The organism is Mesorhizobium sp. 2RAF45 (assembly GCF_052115225.1).
GTDB classification, from domain to species: Bacteria; Pseudomonadota; Alphaproteobacteria; order Rhizobiales; family Rhizobiaceae; genus Mesorhizobium; species Mesorhizobium jarvisii.
Map to the genome: position 1 here is coordinate 62,850 of NZ_JBFRGG010000012.1, position 12,449 is coordinate 75,298.

16 protein-coding genes and 1 pseudogene are annotated in these 12,449 nt (G+C 62.9%); 12 read left to right on the plus strand and 5 right to left on the minus strand.

All coding sequences use genetic code 11. From position 1 onward, the window contains the following. Positions 1 to 70 precede the first annotated feature (70 nt). Positions 71 to 826: an SDR family oxidoreductase gene (locus AB4Z43_RS25495; protein ID WP_019861659.1), complete on the minus strand. Its 756-nt coding sequence runs from the start codon at positions 824 to 826 to the stop codon at positions 71 to 73. A gap of 51 nt (positions 827 to 877) precedes the next feature. After that, positions 878 to 1,795 carry a polyprenyl synthetase family protein gene (locus AB4Z43_RS25500; protein ID WP_441939407.1) on the minus strand — a complete coding sequence of 306 codons (918 nt, stop codon included), beginning with the start codon at positions 1,793 to 1,795 and terminating at the stop codon, positions 878 to 880. A 78-nt stretch (positions 1,796 to 1,873) separates the two neighbouring features. Between AB4Z43_RS25500 and AB4Z43_RS25505 the strand changes: the two genes are divergently transcribed. The 7 genes from AB4Z43_RS25505 to AB4Z43_RS25535 all read left to right on the plus strand — a co-directional run bounded on the left by AB4Z43_RS25505 (position 1,874) and on the right by AB4Z43_RS25535 (position 7,704). After that, positions 1,874 to 2,635, plus strand: a complete 762-nt coding sequence (locus AB4Z43_RS25505) for a biosynthetic peptidoglycan transglycosylase (protein ID WP_019861657.1) — start codon at positions 1,874 to 1,876, stop codon at positions 2,633 to 2,635. Positions 2,636 to 2,923: 288 nt separating this feature from the next. Continuing rightward, on the plus strand, positions 2,924 to 3,106 hold the full coding sequence (rpmF, locus tag AB4Z43_RS25510; RefSeq protein WP_008834724.1) for a 50S ribosomal protein L32: 183 nt from the start codon (positions 2,924 to 2,926) through the stop codon (positions 3,104 to 3,106). Positions 3,107 to 3,366: 260 nt separating this feature from the next. Next, positions 3,367 to 3,963, plus strand: a complete 597-nt coding sequence (locus AB4Z43_RS25515) for an Lrp/AsnC family transcriptional regulator (RefSeq protein ID WP_080643833.1) — start codon at positions 3,367 to 3,369, stop codon at positions 3,961 to 3,963. Then, entirely contained in the window at positions 3,956 to 4,813 is an 858-nt protein-coding gene (locus AB4Z43_RS25520; protein WP_038650161.1) for a transporter substrate-binding domain-containing protein, read from the plus strand. The genes AB4Z43_RS25515 and AB4Z43_RS25520 overlap by 8 nt, the downstream gene beginning before the upstream one ends. A 97-nt stretch (positions 4,814 to 4,910) precedes the next feature. Further along, complete coding sequence (locus AB4Z43_RS25525) at positions 4,911 to 6,164, plus strand: amino acid ABC transporter permease (protein WP_441939411.1); 1,254 nt, start codon at positions 4,911 to 4,913, stop codon at positions 6,162 to 6,164. A gap of 30 nt (positions 6,165 to 6,194) precedes the next feature. Continuing rightward, positions 6,195 to 7,148, plus strand: a complete 954-nt coding sequence (locus AB4Z43_RS25530) for an agmatinase (protein ID WP_019861652.1) — start codon at positions 6,195 to 6,197, stop codon at positions 7,146 to 7,148. Positions 7,149 to 7,302: 154 nt separating this feature from the next. After that, entirely contained in the window at positions 7,303 to 7,704 is a 402-nt protein-coding gene (locus AB4Z43_RS25535) for a hypothetical protein (RefSeq protein ID WP_019861651.1), read from the plus strand. 248 nt (positions 7,705 to 7,952) lie between these two features. Here AB4Z43_RS25535 and AB4Z43_RS25540 read toward each other — a convergent pair whose 3' ends face one another. From AB4Z43_RS25540 to AB4Z43_RS25550, 3 genes are all read right to left on the minus strand, one after another. Then, on the minus strand, positions 7,953 to 8,384 hold the full coding sequence (locus AB4Z43_RS25540; protein ID WP_019861650.1) for a GlcG/HbpS family heme-binding protein: 432 nt from the start codon (positions 8,382 to 8,384) through the stop codon (positions 7,953 to 7,955). Positions 8,385 to 8,576: 192 nt separating this feature from the next. Beyond that, complete coding sequence (locus AB4Z43_RS25545) at positions 8,577 to 8,810, minus strand: hypothetical protein (RefSeq protein WP_441939414.1); 234 nt, start codon at positions 8,808 to 8,810, stop codon at positions 8,577 to 8,579. Between the two features lie 77 nt (positions 8,811 to 8,887). Next, positions 8,888 to 9,409: a winged helix-turn-helix transcriptional regulator gene (locus AB4Z43_RS25550; RefSeq protein WP_019861648.1), complete on the minus strand. Its 522-nt coding sequence runs from the start codon at positions 9,407 to 9,409 to the stop codon at positions 8,888 to 8,890. Positions 9,410 to 9,503: 94 nt separating this feature from the next. Between AB4Z43_RS25550 and AB4Z43_RS25555 the strand changes: the two genes are divergently transcribed. From AB4Z43_RS25555 to AB4Z43_RS25575, 5 genes and pseudogenes are all read left to right on the plus strand, one after another. Beyond that, positions 9,504 to 10,340, plus strand: coding sequence for an alpha/beta fold hydrolase (locus AB4Z43_RS25555; RefSeq protein WP_027047480.1), 837 nt, complete (start codon positions 9,504 to 9,506; stop codon positions 10,338 to 10,340). Positions 10,341 to 10,443: 103 nt separating this feature from the next. Next, positions 10,444 to 11,099, plus strand: a pseudogene (locus AB4Z43_RS25560) (glutathione S-transferase family protein). A 5-nt stretch (positions 11,100 to 11,104) separates the two neighbouring features. Then, positions 11,105 to 11,440 (plus strand): ArsR/SmtB family transcription factor, encoded by a 336-nt coding sequence (locus tag AB4Z43_RS25565; protein ID WP_069090322.1) that lies wholly within the window; start codon positions 11,105 to 11,107, stop codon positions 11,438 to 11,440. Between the two features lie 11 nt (positions 11,441 to 11,451). After that, a complete protein-coding gene (locus tag AB4Z43_RS25570) occupies positions 11,452 to 11,925 on the plus strand; it encodes an SRPBCC family protein (RefSeq protein ID WP_019861644.1) in 474 nt (157 codons plus the stop codon). A gap of 58 nt (positions 11,926 to 11,983) precedes the next feature. Further along, the gene (locus AB4Z43_RS25575) at positions 11,984 to 12,448 is read left to right on the plus strand and encodes an SRPBCC family protein (protein ID WP_038650143.1); all 465 of its coding nucleotides are present in this window, start codon (positions 11,984 to 11,986) and stop codon (positions 12,446 to 12,448) included. Position 12,449 lies beyond the last annotated feature (1 nt).

Sequence of the window (12,449 nt, forward strand, 5' to 3'; positions counted from 1 at the left end):
ACGCTTCATTTACATTAAGATTTCGTTCGCGCGACCGCCGCGATTGCTCGTTCGTACGGCGATGGGGCGATCAGATCGACGCGGTGATGCCGCCGTCGACATAGAGGATATGGCCGTTGACGAAGGACGAGGCGTCGGAGGCCAGGAACACGCAGGCTCCGACCAGTTCCTCCACCTTGCCCCAGCGGCCGGCCGGGGTGCGCTTTTCGAGCCAGCCGCTGAAAGCCGGATCGGCGACAAGGGCGGCATTCAGCGGCGTGTCGAAATAGCCGGGGGCGATGGCGTTGCATTGCAGGCCGTGTTTGGCCCAGTCCGTCGCCATGCCCTTGGTCAGGTTGCCGACCGCGCCCTTCGTCGCCGTGTAAGGGGCGATGCCGGGGCGGGCGAGTGCGGTCTGCACGGAGGCGATGTTGATGATCTTGCCGCGGCCGCGGCTGATCATGTGGCGCGCGACCGCCTGGCCGACATGGAAGACGCTGGCGACATTGGTCTGCAGCAGCCGCTCGAAAGCATCGGCGGGAAAATCTTCGAGCGGCGTGCGGAACTGCATGCCGGCATTGTTGACCAATATGTCGATGGGGCCGCCGGACAGCTCGAAATTGTCGATCGCGGAACGGACCCCGTCATGATCGGTCGCGTCGAAAACAAGTGTTTGCGCCCCGGGGATCTGCGCCGCCGCGGCGCCGAGCTTGGCTGCGTCGCGGCCGTTGAGGATCACGTTCGCGCCGGCTTGCGCCAGGCCCTTGGCAAGAGCGAACCCAATGCCTTGCGACGAGCCGGTTACGAGCGCCCGGCGCCCGCTGAGATCGAACAGATTGGCCGGCATCGAAGCTAATCTCCCGTTTGTCTCTCAACCCGCACCGACATCGGCGGGCACTCAGCTGTTGCGCGTCGCGATGAAGGTCGCAGCCTGCTTCAGCAGTGCCGCCTGGTCGCCAAAGCGGTCGAGCAGCGCGTGCGCCTGCCCGACAAGACCGTGCAACTGGCTGCGCGCCCAGTTCGCGCCATGCAGCGCCACCAGTGTTCCCTTGCCGGCTGCGGCATCCTTGCCGGTCGCCTTGCCCATCTGGCTGGCGTCGGCGGTCAGGTCGAGCAGGTCGTCGGCAAGCTGGAAGGCAAGGCCGATGGCCGAGCCGAATTCGGCCAGTCTTTGGCGGTCCTCGGCCGCAGTGCCAGCGATGATGGCGCCGGCCTCGCAGGCGAAGCGGATCAGCGCGCCAGTCTTCATCGCCTGCAGCGTTATGATGCCTGCCTCGTCGGGCGGCGTCTGCTCGGCTTCGAGGTCGAGCTTCTGGCCACCGACCATGCCGCCGGCTCCGGCCGCACGGGCAAGCGCCAGCACCAAGGCCACCCGCCGCTCCGCCGGCAGCACGGTTGCCTCGCCGGCGACGATGTCGAAGGCCAGCGTCAGCAAGGCGTCGCCGGCCAGGATCGCGGTTGCCTCGTCGAAGGCCTTGTGCACTGTCGGCTGGCCACGGCGCAGATCATCGTCATCCATCGCCGGCAAATCGTCATGGATCAGCGAATAGCAATGCACGCATTCGAGTGCCGCCGCGACGCGCAGTGCTGCTTCGCCGTCGGCGGAGAAAAGGGCAGCACTTTCCATGACCAGGAAGGGGCGCAGGCGCTTGCCGCCGTTCAGCACGCCATGGCGCATCGCCGCCATCAGGCGATCGGGCCGCGCGATCTCGCCCGAAAGCGGGCGATCGTCGAGCAAGCGCCGCAGCAGCACCTCGACGGCCGCTGCCCGCCTGATGAGCGCCATTTCGAACGCCATTTCGTCGTCATTCGTCATGGTCGGGACCGGTAGCCGACACTCAGACGTTGCGCAAGAAGGCAAGCGCCATTATGCCGGAGCGAGGAGAAGCACGGGTTGGGCGGCTTGGCGGAACCGATCGTCGATCATGAAACCGAAAAGCTGGACATGGCGACGAGATCGCGCGGCTTGAACCGCCGCGGTCTCAGGCGCTGGGTCCGGCGCGGCCTTGTCGTGGCCGCGGTGCTGGCGCTCATCCCGACAGTGCTGACCTTCCTTTACCTACCGTCCTTCGTGCACCCAGTATCGACGCTGATGCTGAAGGACCTGGCGACTTTCTCCGGCTATGACCGGCGCTGGGTGTCGATCGACGATGTCGCGCCGGTTCTGGCCCATTCCGTCATCATGTCGGAGGACGGGCAGTTCTGCTTCCACCGCGGCGTCGATCTCGGCGAATTGCGCGGCGTCGTCGACGATGCGCTGGCCGGCGAGGCGACGCGCGGCGCCTCGACCATCACCATGCAGACGGTGAAGAACCTTTTTCTCTGGTCGCGCCCACTGGGCTCGGTGCGCAAGGTCGTCGAACTGCCGCTGGCGGTCTATTTCGACGCGGTGATGTCGAAGCGCCGCATCATGGAGATCTATCTCAACATCGCCGAATGGGGGCCGGGCATCTACGGCATCGAGGCGGCGGCGCAGCACCATTTCGGCATTCCGGCAAAACAGCTGTCGCGCCGGCAGGCCGCACTTCTCGCCGTCACCTTGCCCAATCCGATCGCCCGCAATCCGGCCAAACCCGGGCCGGGCCTCAGACGGCTCGCCAATCTGATCGAGCGGCGCGCCGGCCGCTCCGGCGCCTATGTCGGCTGTCTGGAGTAGGGCGTGTCGATGTTCAGGTGATCCCGGCCTGCAAACGGCTGACACCTGCGCTTCCGGCGCTCACGTACTTCAAGTACGCTCCGCTCCGGTTCTCGGTATCCTCGTTTTCGACTCGGCCTGACCTGAACCTCACCACGCCCTAGCCTAGCCGACTCAAAAAAATTCATGGCAGCGCTGGCCAAAACGGTGTCAGGCGTGTATAGGCACCCGACTTTCTCAGATTTAGGCCCCGACATGGCCCTTTCACGAGGGCGGGCGGGGCTTTTGACCATGTAGTGGAGCATATCCATGGCCGTTCCGAAACGCAAAACCTCTCCGTCCAAGCGCGGCATGCGCCGCTCGGCCGACGCCCTCAAGGCCCCGACCTATGTCGAGGACAAGAATTCCGGCGAAATGCGCCGTCCGCATCACATCGACCTGAAGACCGGCATGTATCGCGGTCGCCAGGTGCTGACCCCCAAGGAAAGCTGAAACCAGCTTTTTTGAAGGATTGAGTTACAAAGGACCGGCCTCTGGCCGGTCTTTTTGCGTTTGGCGAACCTTAACGGGCTCGGGCTACGACCTCCATCCCGAGGATCCTGATCGGCAGCTTGAAGCTGCCTCCAGCGGCGTGGCCAAGCGTGTCGGATTGGCGCGCCGCTTGATCCTCTCTGCCTGACGACCATCGACGCGACTTCCCCAAATCAAACTCAGCTTTCCAGCATCATTGCGACCATTGAATCCTGTGCTCGTTGTTTTTCGACGCGGGTGGGATTGTCATGGATGGTTTCTTATGCAATTTTCTTAATAATAGTCGGAAATCGACACCAATGGGGAATTACATGTGGGATTTCGTCAGCACGAGTGATCTCGACGACACCGAGCAGGCGGTGCTTTCCCAGCTCAAGGTCGATGGACGGATGTCGAGCGTCGATATTGCTAAGCGCATCGGCGTCACCGAAGCGACAGTGCGGCGCAAGATGGCGCGCGTCCTCGAGGATCCGGACATCTGCATCCAGGCGGTCGTGCGCCCCTTGCGCAGCGATGTCGGCATCGCTGCCATTGTTGGGTTCGACGTCGACCGCGAGCACATCATCAGCGTCGCCCGGAAACTGTCGGAATACTCGTTCGTCGACAGCGTCTACGCCATGACCGGGCCGTTCGACATCATCATCCAACTCACTTTGCCATCGACGACCAGCCTGCACGACTTCCTCGTCAGCGAACTGGCGAACGTTCCCGGAATCAAGGATTCCGAGAGCTACATGATCGGCCGCGTGTTCAAGCACTCAGGCCGGGCCTACCAGCGCAGCAAAACCGAAGAAAAAAAAGAGGGTAACAATGGGTGAGTTCCTGTCCGCATCGCGCCGCCGCGTCCTGTCTCTGCTTGCCGCCGCGCCGCTCTTCCTGTCCTTCGCATCCGCCGCTCATGCCGATGGGCTGGTCGACCAGATCAAGCAGCGCGGCACAATCGTCGTCGGCACCGAGGCTGCCTTCGAACCGTTCGAGTTCGTCCGTGACGGCCAGATCGTGGGCTACAACAAGGACATTCTTGACTACGTCGTCAGCCAGCTCGGCGTGAAGCTCGACCAGCTCAATTTGCCCTTCCAGGGCCTGCTGCCGGGCCTGCTGGCCAAGAAGTTCGACCTGATGGCGACGTCGACCGGCATCAACGCCGAGCGGGCGGCGAAATACGCCTACACAAGGCCGACGGGCTCGTTCGAGAACGTCATCGTCGTTCGTGCCGACGAGGAGCGCATAAAGAAACCCGAAGACATCAACGGCATGGTGGTAGCGACGCAGCTTGCTTCTTCAGTGCAGCCGGTCATCGAGGCCTATGACAAGGAGCTCAAGGACAAGGGCGGCAAGGGGGTCGGCGAGCTGAAGCTGTTCACCTCCTTCCCCGAGACGCATGTCGCTCTCGCCTCCGGCCAGGTCGATGCAATCGTCATCGCCTCGCCTTCGGCGGCGGTGCTGATGAAGAACGTCCCGGACACCTACAAGGTGGTCGGCTCGATCGGCGAGTTCTCCTACCTGTCCTGGGTGGTACGGCCGGAGGACAAGGACCTGCGTGAATTCATCAACGCCAAGATCGGCGAGCTGAAGGACAGCGGCAAGTTGAAGGAGCTGCAGCTGAAATGGTTCGGCTTCGAAATGAAGACGCCAGACCAGGGCTATCTTCCGCCCGGCGCGCTCTGAGCTCTTGCGACCCCTGAACTTGTCTGGCGCGGCGCAAGCGATGGGCTGTCGTGGCCATCGACGGCGCCAGGCGATGCTCCTCCGTTCGAGCTGAAAAATGCTTCATTTTTCAAAGACGCTGACCTTCCTGCCGCAATTCTTCACCGGCGCCGGCATCACGCTCGGCGTCTCGGCGCTGGGGTTCATCGTCGGCACAGTGATCGGCTTCGGCCTGCTCGCCTGCGGCCGGTCGCGCTGGCGGGTGGTCCGCTGGATCGGCGCGCTCTACACCAGCTTCATCCGTGGCACGCCACTGATCGTGCAGATTTTCGTCGTCTACTACGTGCTGCCGGGCCTGGTCGGCATCGACTTGCCGCCGCTTCTGGCGGGCGTTCTGGCGCTCAGCTTCAACAGCGCGGCCTTCGTCGCCGAAATCCTGCGTGCCGGGCTGACCCGCATTCCCGCCGGCCAGTATGAGGCGGCCAAGGCGCTCGGCCTGAAGCCTGTCGTGACCTGGTTCAAGATCATCATGCCGCAGTTGTTCCGCGCCATCATTCCGCCGATGGTCAACGAGTTCACCATGCTGGTGAAGGCCTCGTCCATCCTGTCGGTGATCGCGGTGGTCGAGCTGACCCGCACCGCGCAAAACATCATGAATGTCCCGGCATCTGGAGCGCAAGGCGGAGGGAGCGCGCGCATGACGTTCGACTTCTCCGTCATCGCGGACAATTGGCAGATCCTAGCCAAGGGCTTTGGCACCACGGTGCTGATGTGCACCGTGTCGCTGCCGCTCGGCTTCGCGCTCGGGGTCGTGCTGGCGCTGGTCAAGTTGAGGGGCGGGCGGCTGCCGGCTGCCGTCGTCTCGGCCTACGTCGAAATCTTCCGCAACATCCCGTTCCTGATCCAGATCTTCCTCCTGTTCTATGCCCTGCCGATGTTCGGCATCCGGCTTTCGCCGGTAGTGGTTTCGATCGGCGCGCTGTCGGCCTATGCCAGCGCCTATTCCGCTGAGATCATCAGAGGCGCGATCCAGTCCATCTCTTATGGCCAGGTCGAAGCCGGCTATGCGTTGGGGCTGCGCTACCTCACCATCTTCCGCAAGATACTGATACCGCAGGTGCTCGGCTACATCCTGCCGGCCGCCACCAATCTCACCATCACGCTGATCAAGGAATCGGCAATCCTGTCGGCGATCACGGTTCCCGAACTCACCTACATGGCCCAGAACATCATCGGCCGCACCTTCTCGCCGGTGGAGATCTTCACCGCCATCGCATTGCTGTACTGGGGTTTGACCGCCCTCGTCGCGGCAGTCTCTCGCAGCCTGGAGCACAGGCTGCAGCCGCATCTCGCAGCCCGCCATGGCGCCTGATCCAAAAGCCTTCAATGCAGAGGAGACCCCATGTCCAAACTCACCACCTCGCCTCGCGATGTCTTCCAGACATTCCTGAACTTCCCGCTGGTCGAGGATCTCGACACGCTGAAGGCCGATGTAGCCATCATTGGCATGCCCTATGGCGATCCCTATACGATCGACGAGCTGATCAACGACCAGACCAACGCGCCGACGGCGGTGCGGCGCGCCTCGCAGCGCATCAGCCAGGGGCTCGACCGCTATGATTTCGACATTGGCGGGCCGGTCTTCGCCGGCCAGGACATCAAGGTGGTCGATGTCGGCGACGTGCCCGGCAATGCCGCGGATCATGTCGGGCACTACAAGAGAGCTGAGGCGGCGATCCGAAAGATCCGCGCCGCCGGCGCCCTGCCGATAACCATTGGCGGCGACCATGGCATTCCGATCCCGATCTTCCGTGCGTTCGACGGCGAAGGCCCGATCACGCTGGTGCAGCTCGACGCCCATCTCGACTGGCGCGACAATGTCAACGGCGTTAAGGAGGGTTATTCCAGCACCATCCGCCGGGCCTCGGAGATGGCGCATATCAAGCACATCTTTCAGGTCGGCATTCGTGGCCAGGGCAGCGCACGCACCGAAGAGGTTGAGGCGGCCCGCGCCTACGGCGCCAACATCATCACCACCAATGAATGGCAGGATATCGGTACAGCGGCGCTGCTCAAACGCATTCCAGACGGCGGCCGCTACTACCTCACCATCGATGCCGACGGACTTGACCCGGCGGTTATGCCGGCGGTTGAGGGGCCGCAGCCGGGCGGCATCAGCTACCGCCAGACGATCGAGCTGATCCAGGGGCTGGTCGGCAAGGGCCGTCTCGTCGGCATGGATATCGTCGAAATCGCGCCGGCGCGCGATGTCAACGAGATCACCTCGATGACGGCGGGCCATATCATCCTCAATGTCATCGGGGCCGCCGTGCGCGCCGGGTACTTCAAGCGCTGAGCCTCTGGCTCAAGCTTGCACCATGTCGACCGGGCAACCGGCTGACATGGTTGTTGCATCCGGTCTTCGACCGTGTTTGCGGCTTCGCACGAAAAATCTTGACGGCGTGGCTGTGGCGCATTCTACAGAAGGTGCCCCCATATGGAGACGCCAGATGTTCGGTGCCGTCCCGCTCTTGATCGTGCCTTTCATTCTCTACAATCTTGGCCTGCTCGGAATTTTCGGCGGCGGCGACGACCCGTGGGGGAGCGAGATCTTCTCGTTCCGCATGATGTCGGGCGGGGTGTTCTCGATGACGCTCGGCGACCTGATGATACTGATCGCGCTGATCTTCCTGTTCCTCGAAATGGTGAAGTCGGCGCGCACGACCAGCGCCTCGATCATGGACCATCTCCTGTCGACGCTGGTCTTCGTCGCCTTCCTGGTCGAATTCCTGCTGGTCAAGGGCGCGGCGCACTCGATCTTCTTCACGCTGATGATCATCGCGCTGTTCGACGTGATGGCCGGGTTCGCGGTGTCGATGCGGTCGGCGAGCCGCGACATCAATTTGAATTAGGTCCTCAGCGCAGACGTTTGGCTGGCGCTTGCGCTGACAGTCGGCGGAAACGTCCATCGGGTCGTCATCCTGGGGCGTAGCAAGGAGCGTAGCGACGCAGCGCAGACCCCAGGATCCATGCCGGGACTCCGAAGCGTCGCCACGGTCCAGAATTCTTCTCCGCTGTACCCGTCAGCAAGGTCGCGGAATGGATCCTCGGGTCTCCGCGACGGAGCTTCGCTCCAGCTCCGCCCGTGGATGACGAAGTTTCAGCCCGGATCCGCGGTGAAACCGGCGGCCTCGATGCCGGCGATGGCCGCGGCCTCGTCATTGTCCGACGTGTCGCCCGAAATGCCAACGGCGCCAATGATAGTGCCGTCCTTGTCACGGATCAGCACGCCGCCGACAACCGGCAGCACACGTCCACCCGACACGTCCGAGATGCCGGCGACCAGATGCGGGCGCTCCTTGGCGAAGGCCTCGACCTTGCGCGAGCCCATGCCGATGGCCAGCGCGCCATAGGCCTTGCCCGCCGACATTTGCGGGCGCAGGAACGAGGCGCCGTCCTGGCGCTCGAAGGCGACCAGATGGCCGCCAGCGTCAAGGACTGAGACGCCGAGCGGCTTGAGCTTGAGTTCAGCGCCCTTGGCGAAGGCGGCATCGATGATTTGCCGGGCCTTTTCGAGCGGCAGTGCGGTCATGGCAATCTCCTGTTGGGAAGGGGACAATCATCGACGGTCAGCCGGCCGAAGCAATCCCGGTTTCGGTTGAAATTGCTTCTTGTGAAGCGGTGGGATGAGGGGCCGCTGCCGCCAGGGTGGTGCCGGCGAGCGACTGGATCGACAGGCGAACGGTGTCGGCGGGTCAGGCCGGGTTGCCGAAGGGCCGTGCGGCTATTTCTTCTTGGCGCGGGCAGGCTTCTTGGCGGGCGCCGCCGGCGCGTTGGCTAGGTCTTCGGCTTCCTTGGCCAGCCGCAGAGCCCGCAGCTTGTCGGTCTTGGCCTTGCGGGCGTCGCTCTCGGCGGCATATTCCGCCATCGCCTTCTGGCGGACGGTGGCCGCCTCTTCCTGGTTCTTGAAGCGCAGATCGGCGCGCGCGCGGGCGGCATCCCGAGAGTTCTCAACCAAGACCTTATCCAATCCCGTGAATTGTGGTTTCTGCTTCTTCTAGCAGAGCCGGCCTCGAAACGGGGGAAAATAGTTGGTTAGGCGGCCGGGCTGGCGCCGAGAGCCTTGCCGGCGACCACGGCTTGATAGGCGGCCTGCAGGGTCACACGGACAGAAGGACCGGATGCCGTGTCGAGCGCCATACCCAGATGCTCATGGCGCAACTCGTCCATGAATTTCTCCCACATTGGCGGTCCGCCCTTTTCCAGCAGTTCGGCGCGGATCGAGAGTTCCTCGCTGGTTGGCAGCCAGACGCGGCCCCAAGCGCCGAGATGGGCCAGGATCGGCACCAGCGTGATGGCCATCTCGGTCAGGCTGTAGATCGCCTTCTGCTTGTGACTGGGATCGTCGGCCTTGGTCAGCATGCCCAACTCCATCAGCCGCTTCAGCCGGTCGGCGAGGATGTTGGAGGCGATGCCTTCGATCGATCCGTTGAGCAGTTCGCGGAAATGCCGCCTGCCGCCAAAAATCATGTCGCGAAGGATGATCAGGCTCCAGCGGTCGCCGAACACTTCCAGCGACAGGTTGATCGGGCAGCCGGACCGGCGATCGAGGCTCATTCGATTCTCTCCACGCAAAACCAGTTGCATTATCGTATCAGTTTTATTATGGTGCAACCGATTGCAAAATGCAATCAGATTAGGAGACTGAGTGATGACGACGATCAATCGCCCCGAGATCAAATCCGAAGTCTTCGGCGATCCCGAAAATCCCGCGCTGCTTTTGATCATGGGCGCGATGGCCTCGATGCTGTGGTGGCCGGAGGCGTTTTGCCGGGAGCTGGCGGATGCCGGCTTGTATGTGATCCGCTACGACAATCGCGATACCGGCCGTTCGACCAAATATCCGCCCGGCAAGCCGCCCTACACATTCGACGACATGGCGGACGATGCGATTGGTGTGCTCGACAGCCACGGCATCGGGAAGGCCCATGTCGCCGGCATGTCGATGGGCGGCATGATCGCGCAACTCGTGGCGCTCAAGCACCCCTCCCGTGTCGCGTCGCTGACGGTGATCAGCAGTTCGCCGGTGGGGATGGACACTTCGCATCTGCCGCAGACAACCGACGCCTATATCGAGCACTCGGCCGCGGGCGCCGATGTCGACTGGTCGGACTGCGGCCAGGTGATCGATTTCGTGGTCAAGGATGCGCGGGCGATCGCCAGCACCATACATCCGTTCGACGAAGCCCGGATGAGAGCCTTCATCGAACAGGACTACGACCGCTCCGGCGGGTTCCTGAGCGCAACCAATCATTTTTCACTCAAGGGTGGCGATGCGTGGAAGGGGCGGTTGCCGGGGATGGCCGCGCCACTGCTGATCATCCATGGCACTTCAGATCCGATCTTTCCGGTCGAACATGGCGAGGCGCTGGCCAAAACGGTCGCCGGCGCGAAACTCCTTCGTATCGCGGGCGGCGGCCATGAGCTTCATCCGCAAGACTGGCCCGACATAGAAGCCGCCATCGTCGCCCATATCAGGTCCAACTGAACCATCGCAGGCGGTCTTGACGGGCAAGGCATGTCGCAATAGTTAAGTAAATGCTTCAGTGTTGATCTCCCGATCGACGAACCACGAAACAGAAGAGCAAAGAATGTCCCTGACGCTGCATTTCCATCCGCTGGCCTCTTTCTGCTGGAAGCCGCTGATCGCGCTCTACGAGAACGCCACCGCCTTCAACCCGGTCATCGTCGATCTCGGCGACGAGCACTCGCGAGCGGCTTTCCTGAAGATATCGCCGAGCGGCAAGATGCCGGCGCTGCGCGATGATGCGCGCGGCCGCACGGTGCTGGAATCGACCATCGTCGTGGAATATCTGGCCGCGCACTATCCGGGGCCGGTCGAACTCGTTCCCGCCGACATTGACCTGGCGCTGGCGGTCCGCCAAGCCGACCGCTTCTATGATTTCTATGTGCAGGAGCCGATGCAGAAGATCGTTGGCGACCGGTTGCGACCGCAAGACAAAACCGATCCGTTCGGCGTCGAGCAGGCGCGCGGCCAGCTGCGCAATTCCTACGCATCGTCGAGCAGGAGATGCAGTCGAAGACCTGGGCGGTGGGCGACGCCTTCAGCCTGGCCGATTGCGCGGCGTCTCCGGCACTCTTCTATGCCAACAAGGTCGAGCCGTTCGGTGACAAATATCCCGCCGTGAAGCGCTATCACGACCGCCTGCTGCAGCGCCCTGCCTTTGCCAGGGTGATCGAGGAGGCGCAGCCCTACTTCAAGTTCTTCCCCTACAATGACGGCTGACCGCGATGCTCCACGATCCCGCCCAGCTCGACCTGATGTTCCAGGCGCTTGCCGATCCGGCGCGGCGGCAAATGGTCGACCGGCTGTCGCGCGGTCCGGCCTCGGTCACCCAGCTGGCCGAGCCGCTGGCAATGTCGCTGTCGGCTGTCGTCCAGCATCTCAATCTTCTGGAAGCAAGCGGCCTGGTGCGCACGCAGAAGGTTGGACGGGTGCGGACTTGCCAGATCGAGCCCAAGGCGCTGAGGGCGGCCGAGCACTGGATCAACGAGCGGCGCCTCTCCTGGGAACGCCGGCTGGATCGGCTCGGCGATTTTCTGGCGGAAACCAAAGACGAAAACTGAAGGAGGCCATTATGACCGAACCATCGGTGACCCACGCAACAATCGTGCTGGAGCGCATCTACGAAGCCTCGCCGGCGCGGGTGTTCCAGGCCCTTGCCGACCCACAGGCGCGCGCCCGCTGGGGAACGCCGTCGAAAAATGTCGACCTGGTCTACGACAAGGCCGATTTCCGTGTCGGCGGGCTGGATATCAGCCGCTGCGGGCCGCGCGGCAGCCTGATTTACCGCGTCGAGACCCGCTACATCGATATCGAGCCGGAGCAACGCATCGTTTCGACCGAGCTCGTTTGCGAGGGTTGGAACCGGCTTTCCGTCTCGCTGGTCACGGTCGAGCTTCAGCCAGTGGGGACGTCAACGCGGCTGGTGCTGACCGACCAGATCGCGGCCTTTGGCGGCAAGGACATGATCGCCGGCAGCCAGGCAGGGTTTAGCGCTGCGCTGGACAATCTGGCGGTGGAACTCCGGCATCAGCCGGTTGATGCCTGAAGCCTAAGGGCCGGCAGGACCTATTTCGGCAAACCAGTTTACCAACAAGGACCCAGACATGATCGAACGATCCGTCGTCCATTCCACCTTCATCATAGAGCGTCTCTATCCGGCGGCGCCGTCGAAAGTCTTCTTCGCGCTCAGCAACGCGGACGCCAAGCGGCGCTGGTTCACCGATCCCGACAATCCGATGCCGGGCCGTTTTCAAATGGACTTTCGCATCGGCGGCAAGGAGGTCAATGCCGGCGGGCCGAAAGATGGCCCGATCCACGTCTACACAGCCACCTATCAGGACATCGTGCCGGACCAGCGCATCGTCTACAGCTATGACATGCTGTTCGGCGAAACCCGCATCTCCGTGTCGCTGGCCACGATCGAACTTTTTGCCGACGGCAAGGGCACGCGGCTGGTGCTGACCGAGCAGGGCGCTTTCCTCGATGGTCACGACACATCGTCGTCGCGCGAGCACGGGACCGGAGTGTTGCTCGATTTGCTCGGCGCTTTTCTGAACGAGAAGACCTGAA

Bases quoted from the DNA above. Each gene is read 5' to 3' on its own strand.
- AB4Z43_RS25550 (WP_019861648.1), bottom strand. From the start codon at position 9,409: ATGAGCCTCGATCGCCGGTCCGGCTGCCCGATCAACCTGTCGCTGGAA.
- AB4Z43_RS25520 (WP_038650161.1), top strand. From the start codon at position 3,956: ATGGGTGAGTTCCTGTCCGCATCGCGCCGCCGCGTCCTGTCTCTGCTT.
- rpmF (WP_008834724.1), top strand. From the start codon at position 2,924: ATGGCCGTTCCGAAACGCAAAACCTCTCCGTCCAAGCGCGGCATGCGC.
- AB4Z43_RS25555 (WP_027047480.1), top strand. From the start codon at position 9,504: ATGACGACGATCAATCGCCCCGAGATCAAATCCGAAGTCTTCGGCGAT.
- AB4Z43_RS25540 (WP_019861650.1), bottom strand. From the start codon at position 8,384: ATGACCGCACTGCCGCTCGAAAAGGCCCGGCAAATCATCGATGCCGCC.
- AB4Z43_RS25575 (WP_038650143.1), top strand. From the start codon at position 11,984: ATGATCGAACGATCCGTCGTCCATTCCACCTTCATCATAGAGCGTCTC.
- AB4Z43_RS25535 (WP_019861651.1), top strand. From the start codon at position 7,303: ATGTTCGGTGCCGTCCCGCTCTTGATCGTGCCTTTCATTCTCTACAAT.
- AB4Z43_RS25500 (WP_441939407.1), bottom strand. From the start codon at position 1,795: ATGACGAATGACGACGAAATGGCGTTCGAAATGGCGCTCATCAGGCGG.
- AB4Z43_RS25530 (WP_019861652.1), top strand. From the start codon at position 6,195: ATGTCCAAACTCACCACCTCGCCTCGCGATGTCTTCCAGACATTCCTG.
- AB4Z43_RS25565 (WP_069090322.1), top strand. From the start codon at position 11,105: ATGCTCCACGATCCCGCCCAGCTCGACCTGATGTTCCAGGCGCTTGCC.
- AB4Z43_RS25570 (WP_019861644.1), top strand. From the start codon at position 11,452: ATGACCGAACCATCGGTGACCCACGCAACAATCGTGCTGGAGCGCATC.
- AB4Z43_RS25495 (WP_019861659.1), bottom strand. From the start codon at position 826: ATGCCGGCCAATCTGTTCGATCTCAGCGGGCGCCGGGCGCTCGTAACC.
- AB4Z43_RS25525 (WP_441939411.1), top strand. From the start codon at position 4,911: ATGCTTCATTTTTCAAAGACGCTGACCTTCCTGCCGCAATTCTTCACC.